The organism is Pseudoalteromonas sp. NH0006-46 (assembly GCF_057547735.1).
The window spans coordinates 119,979-135,655 of the sequence record NZ_BAAJML010000008.1 but is presented as its reverse complement, the minus strand read 5'-3'; the positions used below and the strand labels follow the sequence as shown (position 1 = coordinate 135,655).

The following is a 15,677-nucleotide window of genomic DNA, read 5'->3' as shown; positions in this document are numbered from 1 at the left end:
GCTGTATTTTTAGTTGCTGCTTTGCGTGGTACTTTCAAAGCGTGGCATATTTTCAAGGGCTGCTTTAGTTGGGTCGCCTTTGTAAAATAACCAAGGGTAATAAAACTCGCGTAATTGCTGATGATAATCTCTAATTTGCTGCTCATACTTGTAAGCGGCAATTGAATCGGTATTGGCTTCACGCGTTAAGATGCGCTGCAGTAACAGCGGTGGCGAAACCCAAGATACAAAACCAGCTAACTCGTATTTTTTAGCGGTTGCATCGCGGTAGGCCTTTGAAAGCTCTGCTGCTTTTAAATCGCCCATTTGTTGAAATGCGTAATACCATTTCCACTCAAATTCACTACTCATATCTATATAAGGCGCAAACTCAGGAAACTCTTTAACAAAAGGCTGCATAGTTGCAGATTTAGGTAAATCCCACGCATCGTTTACTGCTTCACGTTGGGTAAGCATAATGTCGCCCCCTTTAGGCGAATGCACAGATTTGTTTATAGCAAGGTCGCCTAAAATAGGAATAATAAAAGCAAACAACACCCATAAACCAATTAAGCTAGAGGCAACACGTGGCGCGCTGGTTGCATTTTTACCCCACCACACACTAAGCGCAGTCCAAAATCCTAAGTATGCAATACACAGCAGCGATACAAACGCCACTTCAAACCAGCTTGCACCTGCTATAACTGCACCCACAAAAAATGGCAGCATTAAACACACTATTACCGCTACAAATCTCACGGTTATACGTGCGCCCCATAAAGCAAAGTAAGACTTAGCCGTAGTAACGAGTAAATCGTGCCTACCGCTGGTGCGCTCATTTGCAAATAAATCATGAAACAGCAATATTATAACCAGTGGCGCTAGCGCACTAATTACAAACACAAAATCTATTTTACCGGCCTGAGCCAGCTCAGCATTTTGTGCATCGCTTTCGTAAATTTGCCCCTCAAGTGCTAATAAGTTAATGCGGTGTTTCCACGGGAATATATCGCGCTCACCTAATGCAGCAAATCCCAGGTTAGATGGCTGCGAGTATGTTAAATGAAAGCTGTAATACGCTAACATGCCCGCATCGTTTTGCTTTTGCTGTACTTTAGCGCGGTCGCTTTGATCTGCTTCTTTTAATCGCTCAATAGTTTGCTGTTGTGCGCTCACTTCACTTAGCCCGCTGTAAATAGCAAAACCCGATAAAACAAGGCTACACAGCACTAATACCACTACGTACTTTTGGCGCAGTAAAAAGCCCCATTCACGCATAAATTGTGTAATTAAATAACTCATATCAAACGTTTTCCTACAAATTTAATACCGCCTACTAGTACTACAATCCACAGTAATAACTGTAAAAACGCAGGTACACTTCTTTGTGCTCGAACATCTGCACTATCTACATTAAAATTAAAATCTTGTAGTATTTGCCAGTTTTCGGCGCTAACGCGTGCTTTTTTAGTGGCTGCGGCATCAGCGTTGCGGTTCATGTCGTCTTTGTAATCAAGCTCTTCACTATGAATTTTGTTAAGTCCTTGCACAAAATCAAAACGAAGCTGCTCAGTTTCACGTAAAAAACGATGATGCGTTTCTATACTTGTTCCCACCACAATCATAGAGAGCGAGCGAATAGCAACCATTGGAGATACCCACCCAAAATAGCGCGATACTTGCGTTTGCTTAAGTTCTGCTTGCATACGCTGCTGAGCAAATTGGTTTAGTACTTTGGCCTGCTTAGCCTCTGATTCACTGGCTACTAAACCTCTAAAGTTTACCGGCAGCTCATCAATACTATTTACGTTGTACTTTTCAAGGAGAGACTGTTTAAATTGCTTAAATGCTGGGTCGTTAGTGTTATGGCCATCGCCTAGTTTTCTAAGTTCGGCTTTAACCGCAAAGTCGGTTTCTATTTTACCAGCAGATGGCACAGCCGTTGAGGCTGTAGTACTTGCTACGCGCGGCATAACAATACACAGTAAAATCCATACAAACGCAAGCGCCGTAAAGCTACCACTGTTTTTACTAAACACGCTCGATGCGAGTAAAATCAGTAATACCCACACGGTTAAATATAAAGCGTAACCTACAACAAAACTGGCAACTGCTAGTAAACTTTCACCCGAAGATACCGTAAACAAAGCCGATACAGCCAGTGGCGCAATAATTAAGCTCACAACCGAAAGCAGTGCTAAGCCTTTACCGGCAATTAGCGTAATACCCGACGTACCTTGCGCTAACAAGTACGACAGCGTATGCGATTCACGCTCACGGCTAATTGAGCTGTAACCAATTAATATAAGAAGCAACGGCGCTAGAGTTTGCACTATAAAAGCAGGCGTTAAGCTACCCAATTTAGTAAGCGCTGTACCTTGGCGTTGATCGGCAAACATTGCACTGTTTTGCCTATGTCCTTCTAAAAATATTGAGTTACCTGTGTATGCATCTATACCTGGGTCGAGGGTGCTCAATGGCGAAGGCGTTCTAAATGCATAGTGCCCGTAATGCACCATTCTGTGCGGGTGACGATCGGGCTGTTCAACAAAGCTTTGCTCGGCATTTGATTGCAGTTCATGGCGATCATGGCTAAGTTCATGCATTGTAATGGCAGTCACCACTACCGATGAAAGGGTAAGCAATAAACCAATGGCTAAAACGGTCATTGCTAGTTTCGAGCGTAGCCAATAGCGCCATTCATCTTTGGCAACTATAACCACTTTTGAAAAGTTATTTATACTCATTACGCGCCTCTTTGCGCAAAGGCTGCGTGTACTTGTTCGGTATCAATGCGGCCATTTTCTGGCGCGTCAAATTCGCCCACCAGCTCACCGGCTCTAAGTAAACCAATACGGTTAGCTACTTGGCAGGCGCCGTATACATCATGAGTCACCATTAAAATAGTCGCACCCGTTAATGCAAGCTCGCGCACTAACTGGTTAAACTCATCTATGGCAACAGGGTCAAGGCCCGATGTAGGCTCATCAAGTAAAAATATGGGGGCTTCACGTAAAATGGCTAATGCAATTGCGGTTTTTTGTCTCATGCCTTTAGAGTAAGTTTGCATATGACGCTCCCACGCACCTTCTTGCAAGGCTACGCGGTTAAATGCGGCATTAATTTGCTCATCTGTTTTATTAATATCAGCAAGTGATAAAAAATATTTTACGTTTTCGCGGGCGGTTAAATGCGGGTATAACGTTGCCGACTCTGGTAAGTAAGCTGTTTTTCCGCGAACAAAATCAAGTGCTTGTGTAACCTCTTTACCCACTACTTTTACTGAACCTTGCGTTGGTTTATTAAAACCCAATAACGTTTTTAACGTGGTTGACTTACCAGCACCGTTACCGCCAAGTAGTGCGTAGATTTCGCCTGAGCCCACAGTAAAATTTAAGTTTTTTAAAATAGCGTTATTTTTAATGCTAAAACTTAACGAATTCACTTCAATAATGGCGTCGCTTTTCGCTGTTTGAGCATTATTTAATTCTGAATTACGGGTATTTTCAGGGCGTTGAGATTCTATTGATGATGTTTGATTTATTGCAGTAGGTGTAGTCACATTCAAACTCTGTATAAGGGTAAATTAGAATGCGACGGATGTTATACTATATCAAACAACAAATGCAATACTATAACATCCTAATTATTTGTTAATAATGCAAAATGTTTAGTTGTAAAATAGTGTAACTACATAAGGTGGGTAAAAATAAACAGACCAAAGACAAACCAACCGAAGTCCCCAGCAAGAACAATTAGTAGAAGTAATTTTACATGACATAACCGAACGCGCAGAGCGCAAGTTTCAAACCCAATTTGAAGCCGATCACGATCCACTCACTGACCTCTTTAATCGCCGTGCAGGCGAAAAGCGCCTAAAAAAAGCACTACGTGAATGCGCTAAACATGGTCAACATCTTGTGCTTATGATGATTGATTTAGACAAATTTAAACCCATTAACGACACCTATGGTCACGAAGCCGGTGATAAAGTGTTGATAGAGATAGCAAACCGCTTTAAAAAACGATTCAATAACAATACTGACATATGTATCCGCCTAGGCGGTGACGAATTCATTGTTGCGCAGCAAATTAATAATTACGATAAAAGCTCAACACAGAACCAAGCCATAGCCCTGCTCGATGAGCTACAGCAGGACATTAGTATTTCTCAAACTAAAAAATGCGCAGTCGGTGCAAGCATAGGTATTGCAGTAGCCCCTAACGATGGCAATGAACTACTTGAATTGATGTTCAACGCTGACAAAATGCTCTACCACGTAAAAGAAACAGGCCGCGGAAATGTTGCATTTTATGACGAGTTAAAAAAATAAGATGCTCTTAAGTATATTGAACAATTAAGTTTTCAATTGCTAAAATGCCAACCTATTTTCCTATCAAGATATACAATGGCAAACTTCAATACTCATCTTAATACTTCTGTTATCATCACCGGCTTAAGTTCAGCCGCTCTTTTATCGGCAGGCCACATTGATTTAAATAGCGCACTTTGGTTATGGTTTTTAGGCTCAATTGGCGGCCTATTACCAGACATAGATTCAGATAACTCCACATCACTCGATACTATTTTTAACTTATTTGCCCTAAGTGCTGTATTAATAGTAATGCATTACATAACCACCGAGCTAATCATCCCAATTAGTTTTGTAGAGTTAGTTGTAGTGCCGTTGTTAGTGTATGGATTTATTAAATATATTATCAGGCCCATTTTTGAGTGGATCACAGTACACAGAGGTAGCTGCCACTCTTTATTATTTATACTGTTATGCGCCTTGTTAACAACACAAGTAACCTGGCAGCTGAATGACCAAACAACCATATATTCAGCCACCTTTGCCTGGTTAACAGGTGGGTTTATTTTACTCGGCGGGTTAATACATTTATTACTTGATGAAATTTACAGCGTCGATTTAAGTAATGTAGAAATTAAACGCTCTTTCGGAACCGCTTTAAAAATAGCTAATTTCGATAATAAATTAATTACGTTGGCGTCTGTTATTGCCATTGCAGGTTTAATCTATGTAGCCCCACCTACAATGCAAACTATCACTTTGTTAAGTGATTGGTCTCGTTTTAAGCTTATATCTTAGTCAATTTAATGTTGGGCTCCTTTAGTGCCTTGGTAACTCAAACTGGCTACAACATTGCTAAAATGCTTGCCACTCTTTGGTACAAAATATTTTTATAATTTTAAACGAAATAATTAAATAGTTTCACCTGTCTTATACCTGCAAGTTCGAAAGTTTTGCAATCATTTAAAGCGTCAAATATAAATTATAAGAGGTCCTTAATGGAATTTACGAATAAACGCACCACCCTAATTGCAGCATCTTTATTGTTGGCGTTAGCGATAACACAGGCTATTTTTACAGCGCTTTACAGTGGCGGAATTAGCTTTTCAAGACAGTATGCATGGGGTTTAGAAGCGGTGCTTTTCACTGTACTTGTTGCCTTTGCAAGTGCTGCTATGGTGCAAGCAAAAAACGCTCAATTAGGCTGGTCGGCAATCACATTTAGCGCTGTTCTTAACATAATACAAGTAAGTATTGGCCTAACTTTATTTTCAACATTTGGAAAAGTAGCAGGTGCAGTAGAAGGCGCACAACCTTTAATTGGTGGTGTAGTGTCTTTATCATTCATGATTTATTACGCAGCTAAATTATTATTAGGCTTAGCAGCACTTGTATTTGGCCTTTCTTTTATTGCCAAAGGCGGCAAAGCCATTGGTAGCCTTACAGCCCTTGCTGGCGGTGTTGCAATGATTGCCAATGCTATATTAATCATATTTGGCCGTGATGGATTTCTGCCATCAGGCGTTGCCGGTGCTTCGGGCATGATTGCAACATTACTTTTAGCAATTTGTTTATTTAGTCTTAACCGTAAAGCAGATTAAGGCTCAATATCACACGAGTGATAATCTGTTTATAAAGGATCTATCAACATCGGCGAATATACTCTATCCGCCGATTTTTTTACGTTTAAAGCATTCGCCGTACATATTCCAAACTATCAAGTTCTAACGCTATTTACGTAATCATAAAATATAGAACCGACCCCATTTTTATTTAATTTGTTTGTAAAATAAGAGCTTCAATCTATTAAATATTAAGAGCGAGTAAACAAAGCAGTCCTTCCATAAGCTTCAAATGGGTAACAATACTTATTCATTATGACTTAGCCTTTTATACCCACCTTGTTAATATGTTAGAGTATTTTAAAAAGACTAAGTTTAATGATTTAGCTTACCCTACTACACTAATAAATTAATAATAAAGAGAAAAAATGACAAAATCTAACACCGGTGTTGTTGTATTAAGTGCTGTAAGAACAGCAATTGGTAGTTTTGGCGGAACCCTAAAAAACTTTTCCCCTGCAGAGCTTGGTACCCTTTGCGCTAAAGAAGCAATCAAAAGAGCAAATATTCCTTTAAACCAAATAGGTTCAACCGTTATTGGTAAGGTAATACATAATGGCCCAGAAGATGCCTACCTATCACGGGTTATAGGCATAGATGCCGGGCTGCCTATAAACAGCCATGCAGTTACACTAAATCGCTTATGTGGTTCAGGCCTTGAAGCCATAATACAAGCAGCGCAACAAATTCAATTAGGTGATGTAGATGCAGCCCTTGCTGGTGGAACAGAAAGTATGAGCACATCAGCTTATACACTTCAAAGTAACCGCTGGGGGCAAAAAATGGGCAACAGCGTAATGCTTGACGAGCTCACAACAACATTACAAGATCCGTGGGATAACAACCCTATGGGGATAACCGCAGAGAACGTTGCAGAAAAATATGCAATTAGCCGCAAACAACAAGATGATTACGCAGCGCAAAGTCACCTTAAAGCAACCAGAGCGATTGAACAAGGTCACTTTAAGTCGCAAATAATGCCAATAGAAATTACATCACGTAAGGGCACGCACCTTTTTGATACCGACGAACATGTTCGTGCCGATACTACAGCCGAAAAACTTGCAACTTTAAAGCCCTATTTTAAAAAAGATGGCACTGTTACCGCAGCAAGCTCATCGGGTATAAACGATGGCGCAGCCATACTTGTACTTATGTCTGAACAAAAAGCTCAAGAACAAGGGCTTCAACCTATTGGACGACTCATTGGCTATGCTCGTGCTGGTGTTGAACCCTCATTAATGGGAACCGGACCTATTCCTGCTGTACAGCAAGTATTTGAAAAAACCGGCTTAACAATCAACGATATGGATATAATTGAATCTAATGAGGCTTTTGCAGCCCAAGCCTTATGCGTAGCAAATGAGTTAAACTTTCCTGCACACAAGGTGAACCCGAATGGCGGCGCCATTGCCTTAGGCCACCCGGTTGGCGCAACAGGCGCTATATTAACTACAAAATGCCTTCACGAGCTGCAGCGTATAAATGGTCAGTATGGTTTAGTCACAATGTGTATTGGCGGCGGGCAAGGTATTGCAGCTATATTTGAAGCGCTTTAATTCTAAGTTTGTAATGCTATTTGATACCACATTAGGTTTAAACATACAGGCTTTATTCACAAGGAGCACTAACAGACGCTTTGCTTTTAGAGAAAAAACAGGGAGCAAAGCGCTGCTACACCTTATTGCTTAACAACAAAAAGCTTGCCTCAAACGTTGGCAAAACTCTCGTCTACAAAACGTGTTTTGAAGTTAACTTTCTTATGCCTACTAAAACACCACCAAATGAGATTGAAAATAATATCGGTATAAACAGTAATGTTTGGGTGTTTTCTATATTTATAGCTGGGCTGCCAATAACTGCCAGCGTATTAATTAACAGCAATATCAAACTTGATTGCAAATAGCCCTTGTAACCTATAGCTCCTGAAAATAACAGCATAATAAATGAACCTGATATTGCAGGCGTAAAAGGTGCGGCGGCGAGTAACATACAAACAAACGAAAATATAACAGCACATCCTATTATTATTTTAAACATAATAACCTCCATGGTGAATGGCTTTTAATACAAGTAGTTTTAACTTTTAAATTGATAATTTTTAGACCTGCTAAGTGACCTAGGGCTGTTATTTCCTAAAATATAGATAAGTCACCTAGATAAAAAGCCTATAATTTAACAACATAACAGTGACTAAAGACCCTAAAAACAGCAAAACTAGCGTTCTTTCAGGTATTGCGTGAATCACAATAGATGGCATTTTTTTTAATACCGATAAAGGCGGCAAAAACAGCATAGAGTAACGCTCAAAATGCTTAAATTTATTAATTAACTTGAATATAAAAAGTTTCATCCCTGACGTGTAAACCAACACAAAGGTAGAAGCCCCTAAAAACTCAACCAACGCCATCATTTCAAGCCCTAACATAATTTCTGGGCCTGCAATAAAAAACACAATGACTAAAGTTAACGACTGCCAAACTCCTTTGGCAATAATGTTTTTTAACTTAACAAGCATGTATTTCCTTATTATTTCTTTTTTATATCAAACTGTTATTGATATTTAAACTCAGTTTTTAACAACCCAAAGCATTTAAGATCGTGAAATTGGTTTTTCCAATAACCGCTATGGCGCCTTATACCCTCTTCTTTAAAACCTACTTTTAATAATACAGCTTCAGACGCGGCATTACCCAAAACAGTATCGGCTTGTATTCTGTGTATGTTACACGCCAATTTACCTGCAAAAGCAGCTTTTACAATACAATTTACAGCGTCTGTTACATACCCTTTACCCCAATAATCCGGGTGCAGGTCATAGCCAATAACAGCACTTTGCATTTTGGCGTTCCATGAATTAAATCCACACGTACCAATTAGTTTATTAGATTTTTTTAACCGAATAGCCCAGCGTATTCCTTTATTTTCATTAAAACGAGAATTAAATAACGTTATTAAATTGCTAGCTTGGGTTAAGTCAGTCATTGCTTCTAAATCATAATATTTAATAACCGACTGGTTTGAAAAAAGCTCAAACAGAGCCATAGAATCTGCTGGTGTTAATTGGTCAAGCAAAATGTGTGAGGTGTTTAATATTGGAAAATCCATTTCATTCCTATTCAGTATCCATTATTTTACGTTTGCTAATACAAACCTTAACTTAAATTCGTAATATGCCAAAATGCTTACAAACCCGGCTTCTAGTACTATAAACATAATGCCAATTAAACTGGCTGTTTGTACATAATATAAAACTATAGCAATGCATATAAAGGCCCATACAACGTTACCTATTGCTAATACAGTGATTGTGTAAACAGGCTTAGCAACTAAAAAAGCAAGGTTTAAAGCGTAAATTCCATAAATAACATTGGCACTTGCAAGTAAAACAACAATATTTACAGGTAGATTATATAAAACCGAAACCCACTCTAATAAAGCAAATAACAATACACCCACGCTAAAACCAGCCGCGCCATCCACGTGTAATATGTTTATAGCTGAATCCTCTCCTTGCTAATTAATAGCAAGTAATAAAGCAAACTTATTAGCTAAAAACATACTATTGTATCTAACAGTAAACTTCATATAATCACCTTGGCCTTAATTTTTAAGATGGGTTTTAAGTAGTTTTGAATATCCCGTTTTTATAAAAGCAGCCTCAAGGCAAATCCAAATGCGCATAGCAATCCACCTGAAAACATAAGCCATTGCTGTACTTTGGCATTTCCTATAGTTGGTTGATCTGTTGATTTAAATATATCTGCAAAAGGTGAGAAAAATATTTTCGGCATTAACGCTCCACTTAGTAGCATTAAAAAAGCCCCAATACTCATTATTAGATCTTCGGCTTTAAATTCGATAATCAAAAAGTCGTAAATACCACTAATTAATAACAAAAAAGCAAAGCTAATACATAGCGTAAACGCTACTTTTTCTCTTGTAGATAAATTATTCATACAAAATCCTTCTTACATAAAACTTTAATCAATAAATTAAACGAGTTACGGTAATAAAACCAACTGTAATTTGTAACTACTTATTAATTAACCTTAATATTTGACCTAAAGCGATTGCCTTATTTACTCTCTTTTATCTAACTTAGGCTAAAACATTAATTGCAAACATAATGACGTGTTTAGCTTACCTATATTGTTTAATAACAGGTGTGGCTAAACAAAAACAAAAACAAATATAAAAACATGTACTCGCCCTAATAAAGTTTGTTTTGTAAATCATTAGTACAATTGTATTTTTCACTTAATTTAGCGAGCCCAATCATTTTCTCGTTAAAAACACGTGAATAAGCAATAGCATGTTCTTCCAGCTCAATGTATGCAGAACAATTACTGGTGTCTGCACCAACCCACAAAACATCCCATTTAGTTTTTAATATGATACAAGCAGACATTTGGATATGTTCAAACCCCGGACGTGCAGGAGCTAAACCATTAGCGACGGCAATAAAAGAAACGCCTTTAGCCTCAAAACTTTGTTTTGCATCAGCGCCGGCATGTTCAATAACAAAGTCATTTCGTAGATGTTCAAAAGAGCAATCACTAGCTAAAACAAGAGGAGAAAAAAGAGAAATAAAAGGTATAACTATCTTCATGAAACCCCTTAATAATTACCACTCAAAATGGGTGAGGAACATTGTCTTGCTACAATTAGTTGTTATATGCCAATTAGCACAATTGGTTCTTCGTTATCCATGAGCAAGTTTAGTTCTTCGATTTTCCAGATACCTGCAGATTTGTACATTGCAACATATGCGAGTCCTGATTTATCATTACCTACTATTTCGATAGCAAAATTTGCTTCACCCTTTACTCCACTATCGGAAATTTCAAATCCATTTGCGTAATCAAATGAAAAATCGGGGGATTGGCCAAAGTTAGCTTGAACAATAGGATTAGTAGATAGTTTACTTACTGCCATCTTGAATGCGCGGCTGTCAGTAAATTTAGCTATTACGGAAGCCATTATTATTGTAAATATGGTGATAAAAACACAAAAGAACATTACTCGTTTATGGAATTTACTTTTACTATTCCACCATGCGAATCCTACATCAATAAATGACATTTAACTCTATACTCCCTTGGCACATAACGGCCCAATATGCCGACGAAACGAGCTCAGCGAATTGAGATCGGAATAATTGGGTTGATATGTGATTACAATTTAACAACCAGTGCTTTTGTTTTTAGACTTAAACAAACCTTTACCAGTTAATAGCGACAAATAAACACCCACGACAATTATCATTAACATTGAGCCAATAAAAATCTCTCTTTGAATTACAAAAATAACTGGAATTACAGAGGCTATAAATAACATAAAAGTGGATGAGATATTCTTCTTAGTAATATAACTCGCAGTTTTAATTCTAAATAATTTCATTATTAAACTCCTTTTTAGTTTTCAACACAAATCACATAACGGCCCGCATAACGGGCAAAAATACGTAGGCTATAATACCGAGCGAAGCGAAGGGAGCCTACGTGTTTTTGTCCCAACGAGCTTGCGAGTGAGTTTATGCGATTGTTAGGTGCCTTAACGCTCAAGTTGACTCATTTCCCTTTTTACGATTTGAATACTCATTTCCGGAGTTAACAATACTTCTTCCCAATTAGTGCATGTGATTTCAAACATTACATCTTTAAAACAAGCAACAAAATGTTTTTTACCATCAAATAGGCTATCACTATGTCGAGGGTGAACCCGATTTGCCCTTATTTGTTCAGAAATCCAAGGTGAGTTCTTTACTTCATATAAGCCGTAAGAGAGGTCACCGAATTTTGCCAAGTTGTGTGAACTACGAACTTCATCATTGGGCTCTCCATACATGATTTTGCTTGAGTTAAATTTTAAAACGTGTAGTTGCTCGCCAATTTTTCCCAGAAATAAGTGCGTCTCTTGCTGAGTACAAACAACGAAGTTTTCGTACATGAAATCACATTCATGCTTTAGTTCTACTGTGTTGATTATTGGTTTTTTCGTAAACATAGAATCGCTGTTAATTGGGGCACCTAACGAGCTTGTAGATTAACTCGTTTTAAATTTATTTTTATTGATGAATCAACCATAGCCGAGTTCCTATTTTGGTTCAATCAGTTATCGCTATTTCACGTAAAATAGAAAAAGAGAATGTACGGTTGTTTTAATGGCTATTTTAGAGGGAGTTACAGGTGCTTGATTGGCATATTTGGGCTTAAAAAGGCTCCCCTTTTTTAATGCAGCCTGTTTTGCAGCTTTTCTATGTTATGAACAAGGCAATACAGCTGCCATTGCGCATTCACTTTCGTTTGCCCCCGTAAGGTCAGTTTATTTATGCCTTTGTTCACTGTAATATTCCGCCTTTTATTTAAAGGAAAGCAGGCTCTATACAACCTCGTCATTTGCAATTCCTTCAATAAAAAGCTGTCGTCGCCCCATCGGGATGTCTATAAAACCTGGCTGCGATGAGATCGCAATAAGAGATTACTGCGTAACGCACCCTAGATGTGTTTGCCGTAAGCTACTTGCTTAACAGCCGTATCGACAGACGAAGTAAACGAATTTGTTTATTGGTTTAGAATTGACCGTCAATTTATAAAAACGGTCAAAAAGAACACTAATGCCTATTGACAGAGTTAAGGCTCATATGTGTTATTTGTATTATTTACAACAATACCAGCCATTTTTGCTACTACCATGATACGTATCTGCAAATAATTTAAAACCCGTGTTGCAGTTGGAACACTTAAAATAATTAAGAACAATGTCAGGCCACGGAGCTTTATTTGGTACTAAATGGAATTCTTCTTGAAACCCATCATCATTTGGTGGAAGAGCAATTAAATTTCCATTTTCCACTTCAGCTTTGATGCGTTTAACAAGAGTAGAAAACTCACTTGGATTTTTCACCAACTTTTTCTGCCTAAGAGATCGGCATTGCTCGCAATTTTTCTTCCGTAGAAATTTAAACACTGAACTCTCTCAATACACATAGACATAATGACTCCCACACGGTGTTAGTCTCCGCTTTTCGTGGGTTAGCTTAATTCAAAGCCAGAGCCATAATTAGTTTGTCAATTAACTAAACAGCAGAGGCTAACATGAATAAACATAGCATACTTTTTATCGGTCTTGATACACATAAAGAATTCAATGAAGTCGCCTATATTGAAGAACATAGAGGTGCGAAACCCGTTCATCTTGGCCGGTTTTCGTCTTCCAAAGTGGCCGTTCAAAAGCTTGTTCGTCAGTTTGAATCCAAATATCCTGGCGCAACACTTCATTTTGTTTATGAAGCTGGCCCATGTGGTTATTGGATTTACAGATTAATTACCAGCCTTGGCCATTGCTGCTATGTGGTTGCACCCTCTCTTATTCCTAAAAAGCCTGGTGAGAAGATTAAAACCGATAAACGTGATGCCCTTAAGCTCGCTAAATTACTTAAGTCTGAAGATTTAACACCTATTTATGTTCCCGAGCCTGAAGATGAAGCCGTACGTGATTTATCTCGCGCACGCGAAGTGGCAATGAAGGATTTAAAAGATGCTAAATATCAATTAAAGGCACTGCTGCTTCGCAATAATATTAATTACAGAGGCACTGCAAATTGGTCACAAAAACATTTACGTTGGCTCACTGAGCTTGTGTTGCCACATCCCGCGCAGCACATCGTCTTACAAGAGTTTTTACACACAATTAATGAACGAATAAGCCGAATTGAACGGCTAGACAATGAACTAACACACCATGTTCACCAGTGGCGTTATTATCCTGTAGTAAAAGCAATACAAGCTATGCGTGGCGTTCGTTTGTTGGTCGCCACCGGCGTTGTTGCTGAGCTTGGCGATTTATCGCGCTTCGACCACCCCCGTAAATTAATGAGTTATCTTGGTCTTGTACCTAGTGAGCACTCGAGTGGTGGCAAACGCCATATTGGCGCCATCACAAAATGCGGAAACGGCCGAGCGAGGCGCCTTCTCGTTGAAGGCGCACACACTTATCGGTATGCGGCAAATATATCGACAGATATGCAAAAACGACAAGAAGGTTTACCAAAGGACATTATTGATATTGCGTGGAAAGCACAACTTAGACTCTGCAAGCGCTATAAAAAAATGATAGCCAAAGGGAAACATTACAACCTGGTTGTCACCGCCATTGCTCGAGAAATGATTGCATACATATGGGCAATTGCAAAAGAAGTGGTGCTAACACCAGTAAATACAAAACTTAGATTGGCAAGAGTATCTGCATGATAAACGAATTAGAGTTAATGCATAGGATCAAGCATCGGGTGTGGCACAACCACCGACGGCGTTAGGATGGCAATGCAACTAACACTGCATTGAACCACGAACATAGACTGAAGACAGGTGCCATCGGTGACCGCCACAGGACGCACTAAGTAAGGTCTGCTCTGTTACTAGAAATAGTAATAACCAACGACAAAATTATCAGGAACAATTTTGAACAGCGAAGCTGATTCACGAAAGGCAGGACGCCTGTAGCCATATCAGCAAGATAACCGACGACATTACTTACTTCATCCTATGTATTAACTCGCTCTAATTCGAGCTAAAGTAATTATGGCTTAAAATAGTTAGGCAGGGAGCAGTGCGTTTAACTTGACAGTGGGCGTCATACCAACGCCGCAAATAAACGGCAAAAAATAGTTGGCTATAATTTGAGAGGCACGAACAAAGCCAACTGTTTTTTGTCCGTACTTTTTAATTTGCTTTGTTAGGTGCGTAAGAATCCAAATACTCACCTACTCGACCACCAAATAGCGAAGGTGATGTATTATGTATTTTACGTTTAGCATATGAGCAAGACTCTTTAACTCTGATGCTGCTCTCAGATTGCCATAATGCCGCGCCTGTATTTTTTACTATTTCTTTTAATGGTTGCTTGCTGATGATAACTGCTTTATCGATGAGCTGTTTGTTACTTAAGTACCACTCATTTATTTCTTCTTGGGTTGCGCTATCACAGTATTTTTTTAAAGATAATATGTAGCTAAAAACCTGACGAGCTCTAAATGCAGCATCTTCATATGAACAAACACCATCTCGTCTTTGCTTGCCCTCTGGGACTGGTTCACAAGATTCCACAGCAGAGACTCTAAATGAAAAAAGCAGAAGCAAAGTTAGTAATACGATCTTCATTGGCACCTAACGCCCCAATAACGGGCGCAAACGCGTAGGGCAAAATAGCGAAGCGGCCCTGCGTGTTTGTGTCCCAGCGAGCGGAGCGAGTGAGTTTATTGGTTTGTTAGGAGTCATTGTCAAAACTCCATTCGATGTTACTTATTGCTTCAGTTTCTTGTAATAGAGACCTCAAAGCTTGAAGCAAGGGAATAGCAGGTTCAATGGGAGCATTGTTCTTGTTGAAAAACCCCTTGGAAAGCCTTTTTAAAAAGCATGTCCATTGATCTGATTCGCCTTCTATGTTGCCGCAGCAAACCCAATATTCGTTGTCGTCAACTATTAATTCTATAAACCACCCCCAATCTTCATATTCTGGATATGAAGTAAAAATTCCTTTCTTCGCTAAATTTTGAGATAGCCAATAAGCTAATTCTGCACCATAAACTTGGGGATTAACCTGTGAATCCTCTGGAAGAAACGGTTTAAAAAGATTTGATTTAAAAACTGCAGTTGTTTCCATACACACTGACTCCTAACAATTTATTGAACACCACTTTGGGGGGTTATAACACCCCAAAGTGACGTATATCACACTGCTTAATAATTCCACTTAATAA

At 38.8% G+C, this 15,677-nt stretch carries 20 protein-coding genes and 1 pseudogene; 5 read left to right on the top strand and 16 right to left on the bottom strand.

Translation table 11 applies throughout. The features are described from left to right. Positions 1–9: 9 nt before the first annotated feature. Genes AC27I2_RS15290 through AC27I2_RS15280 form a run of 3 tightly spaced genes read right to left on the bottom strand, consistent with a single transcriptional unit; the run spans position 10 to position 3,541 of the window. Complete coding sequence (locus AC27I2_RS15290) at positions 10–1,281, bottom strand: DUF3526 domain-containing protein (RefSeq protein WP_487204765.1); 1,272 nt, start codon at positions 1,279–1,281, stop codon at positions 10–12. Next, entirely contained in the window at positions 1,278–2,726 is a 1,449-nt protein-coding gene (locus tag AC27I2_RS15285) for an ABC transporter permease (RefSeq protein WP_487204764.1), read from the bottom strand. Before AC27I2_RS15285 ends, AC27I2_RS15290 begins: the two co-directional genes overlap by 4 nt. Next, the gene (locus AC27I2_RS15280) at positions 2,726–3,541 is read right to left on the bottom strand and encodes an ABC transporter ATP-binding protein (protein WP_487204763.1); all 816 of its coding nucleotides are present in this window, start codon (positions 3,539–3,541) and stop codon (positions 2,726–2,728) included. Before AC27I2_RS15280 ends, AC27I2_RS15285 begins: the two co-directional genes overlap by 1 nt. A 205-nt stretch (positions 3,542–3,746) precedes the next feature. On the opposite strand from AC27I2_RS15280, the gene AC27I2_RS15275 reads away from it, so the two are divergent. The 4 genes from AC27I2_RS15275 (at position 3,747) to bktB (ending at position 7,473) form a co-directional block, all read left to right on the top strand. After that, positions 3,747–4,313 (top strand): diguanylate cyclase domain-containing protein, encoded by a 567-nt coding sequence (locus AC27I2_RS15275; RefSeq protein ID WP_487204791.1) that lies wholly within the window; start codon positions 3,747–3,749, stop codon positions 4,311–4,313. Positions 4,314–4,388: 75 nt separating this feature from the next. Continuing rightward, a complete protein-coding gene (locus tag AC27I2_RS15270) occupies positions 4,389–5,090 on the top strand; it encodes a metal-dependent hydrolase (protein WP_487204762.1) in 702 nt (233 codons plus the stop codon). 200 nt (positions 5,091–5,290) lie between these two features. Continuing rightward, complete coding sequence (locus AC27I2_RS15265) at positions 5,291–5,893, top strand: thiamine biosynthesis protein ThiC (protein ID WP_487204761.1); 603 nt, start codon at positions 5,291–5,293, stop codon at positions 5,891–5,893. Positions 5,894–6,282: 389 nt separating this feature from the next. Continuing rightward, a complete protein-coding gene (gene bktB, locus AC27I2_RS15260) occupies positions 6,283–7,473 on the top strand; it encodes a beta-ketothiolase BktB (protein WP_058404033.1) in 1,191 nt (396 codons plus the stop codon). Positions 7,474–7,645: 172 nt separating this feature from the next. On the opposite strand, the gene AC27I2_RS15255 is transcribed toward bktB, so the two are convergent. The 11 genes and pseudogenes from AC27I2_RS15255 to AC27I2_RS15205 all read right to left on the bottom strand — a co-directional run bounded on the left by AC27I2_RS15255 (position 7,646) and on the right by AC27I2_RS15205 (position 12,823). Next, a complete protein-coding gene (locus AC27I2_RS15255; protein ID WP_058404043.1) occupies positions 7,646–7,954 on the bottom strand; it encodes a DUF6419 family natural product biosynthesis protein in 309 nt (102 codons plus the stop codon). A gap of 115 nt (positions 7,955–8,069) precedes the next feature. Continuing rightward, the gene (locus tag AC27I2_RS15250; RefSeq protein WP_058404034.1) at positions 8,070–8,432 is read right to left on the bottom strand and encodes a hypothetical protein; all 363 of its coding nucleotides are present in this window, start codon (positions 8,430–8,432) and stop codon (positions 8,070–8,072) included. A 35-nt stretch (positions 8,433–8,467) separates the two neighbouring features. Further along, the gene (locus AC27I2_RS15245) at positions 8,468–9,022 is read right to left on the bottom strand and encodes a GNAT family N-acetyltransferase (protein WP_058404035.1); all 555 of its coding nucleotides are present in this window, start codon (positions 9,020–9,022) and stop codon (positions 8,468–8,470) included. Positions 9,023–9,043: 21 nt separating this feature from the next. Then, positions 9,044–9,397, bottom strand: coding sequence for a hypothetical protein (locus tag AC27I2_RS15240; protein WP_235591424.1), 354 nt, complete (start codon positions 9,395–9,397; stop codon positions 9,044–9,046). A gap of 164 nt (positions 9,398–9,561) precedes the next feature. Next, positions 9,562–9,873, bottom strand: coding sequence for a hypothetical protein (locus tag AC27I2_RS15235; RefSeq protein ID WP_058404036.1), 312 nt, complete (start codon positions 9,871–9,873; stop codon positions 9,562–9,564). Between the two features lie 254 nt (positions 9,874–10,127). Further along, positions 10,128–10,526, bottom strand: a complete 399-nt coding sequence (locus AC27I2_RS15230; RefSeq protein ID WP_487204760.1) for a hypothetical protein — start codon at positions 10,524–10,526, stop codon at positions 10,128–10,130. A 62-nt stretch (positions 10,527–10,588) separates the two neighbouring features. Continuing rightward, positions 10,589–10,999 (bottom strand): cytochrome c oxidase assembly factor Coa1 family protein, encoded by a 411-nt coding sequence (locus AC27I2_RS15225; protein WP_487204759.1) that lies wholly within the window; start codon positions 10,997–10,999, stop codon positions 10,589–10,591. Positions 11,000–11,098: 99 nt separating this feature from the next. Then, on the bottom strand, positions 11,099–11,317 hold the full coding sequence (locus AC27I2_RS15220; RefSeq protein WP_487204758.1) for a hypothetical protein: 219 nt from the start codon (positions 11,315–11,317) through the stop codon (positions 11,099–11,101). A 153-nt stretch (positions 11,318–11,470) separates the two neighbouring features. Continuing rightward, on the bottom strand, positions 11,471–11,923 hold the full coding sequence (locus AC27I2_RS15215) for a hypothetical protein (protein ID WP_487204757.1): 453 nt from the start codon (positions 11,921–11,923) through the stop codon (positions 11,471–11,473). A gap of 224 nt (positions 11,924–12,147) precedes the next feature. Further along, a pseudogene (locus tag AC27I2_RS15210) lies at positions 12,148–12,270 on the bottom strand (transposase); the annotation flags it as partial. 304 nt (positions 12,271–12,574) lie between these two features. After that, the gene (locus AC27I2_RS15205; RefSeq protein ID WP_058404807.1) at positions 12,575–12,823 is read right to left on the bottom strand and encodes a hypothetical protein; all 249 of its coding nucleotides are present in this window, start codon (positions 12,821–12,823) and stop codon (positions 12,575–12,577) included. Positions 12,824–13,014: 191 nt separating this feature from the next. On the opposite strand from AC27I2_RS15205, the gene AC27I2_RS15200 reads away from it, so the two are divergent. Beyond that, a complete protein-coding gene (locus tag AC27I2_RS15200) occupies positions 13,015–14,169 on the top strand; it encodes an IS110 family RNA-guided transposase (protein WP_058404808.1) in 1,155 nt (384 codons plus the stop codon). A gap of 471 nt (positions 14,170–14,640) precedes the next feature. Here the strand turns inward: AC27I2_RS15200 and AC27I2_RS15195 are convergent, their stop codons facing one another. Together AC27I2_RS15195 and AC27I2_RS15190 are read right to left on the bottom strand one after the other, a co-directional pair. Then, positions 14,641–15,078 (bottom strand): hypothetical protein, encoded by a 438-nt coding sequence (locus AC27I2_RS15195; protein WP_487204756.1) that lies wholly within the window; start codon positions 15,076–15,078, stop codon positions 14,641–14,643. A gap of 106 nt (positions 15,079–15,184) precedes the next feature. Continuing rightward, positions 15,185–15,580, bottom strand: a complete 396-nt coding sequence (locus AC27I2_RS15190; protein ID WP_058405604.1) for a hypothetical protein — start codon at positions 15,578–15,580, stop codon at positions 15,185–15,187. Positions 15,581–15,677 lie beyond the last annotated feature (97 nt).

Bases quoted from the DNA above. Each gene is read 5' to 3' on its own strand.
- AC27I2_RS15195 (WP_487204756.1), bottom strand. From the start codon at position 15,078: ATGAAGATCGTATTACTAACTTTGCTTCTGCTTTTTTCATTTAGAGTC.
- AC27I2_RS15235 (WP_058404036.1), bottom strand. From the start codon at position 9,873: ATGAATAATTTATCTACAAGAGAAAAAGTAGCGTTTACGCTATGTATT.
- AC27I2_RS15290 (WP_487204765.1), bottom strand. From the start codon at position 1,281: ATGAGTTATTTAATTACACAATTTATGCGTGAATGGGGCTTTTTACTG.
- AC27I2_RS15265 (WP_487204761.1), top strand. From the start codon at position 5,291: ATGGAATTTACGAATAAACGCACCACCCTAATTGCAGCATCTTTATTG.
- AC27I2_RS15255 (WP_058404043.1), bottom strand. From the start codon at position 7,954: ATGTTTAAAATAATAATAGGATGTGCTGTTATATTTTCGTTTGTTTGT.
- AC27I2_RS15230 (WP_487204760.1), bottom strand. From the start codon at position 10,526: ATGAAGATAGTTATACCTTTTATTTCTCTTTTTTCTCCTCTTGTTTTA.
- AC27I2_RS15215 (WP_487204757.1), bottom strand. From the start codon at position 11,923: ATGTTTACGAAAAAACCAATAATCAACACAGTAGAACTAAAGCATGAA.
- AC27I2_RS15200 (WP_058404808.1), top strand. From the start codon at position 13,015: ATGAATAAACATAGCATACTTTTTATCGGTCTTGATACACATAAAGAA.
- AC27I2_RS15190 (WP_058405604.1), bottom strand. From the start codon at position 15,580: ATGGAAACAACTGCAGTTTTTAAATCAAATCTTTTTAAACCGTTTCTT.
- AC27I2_RS15225 (WP_487204759.1), bottom strand. From the start codon at position 10,999: ATGTCATTTATTGATGTAGGATTCGCATGGTGGAATAGTAAAAGTAAA.
- bktB (WP_058404033.1), top strand. From the start codon at position 6,283: ATGACAAAATCTAACACCGGTGTTGTTGTATTAAGTGCTGTAAGAACA.
- AC27I2_RS15270 (WP_487204762.1), top strand. From the start codon at position 4,389: ATGGCAAACTTCAATACTCATCTTAATACTTCTGTTATCATCACCGGC.
- AC27I2_RS15245 (WP_058404035.1), bottom strand. From the start codon at position 9,022: ATGGATTTTCCAATATTAAACACCTCACACATTTTGCTTGACCAATTA.
- AC27I2_RS15250 (WP_058404034.1), bottom strand. From the start codon at position 8,432: ATGCTTGTTAAGTTAAAAAACATTATTGCCAAAGGAGTTTGGCAGTCG.
- AC27I2_RS15285 (WP_487204764.1), bottom strand. From the start codon at position 2,726: ATGAGTATAAATAACTTTTCAAAAGTGGTTATAGTTGCCAAAGATGAA.
- AC27I2_RS15220 (WP_487204758.1), bottom strand. From the start codon at position 11,317: ATGAAATTATTTAGAATTAAAACTGCGAGTTATATTACTAAGAAGAAT.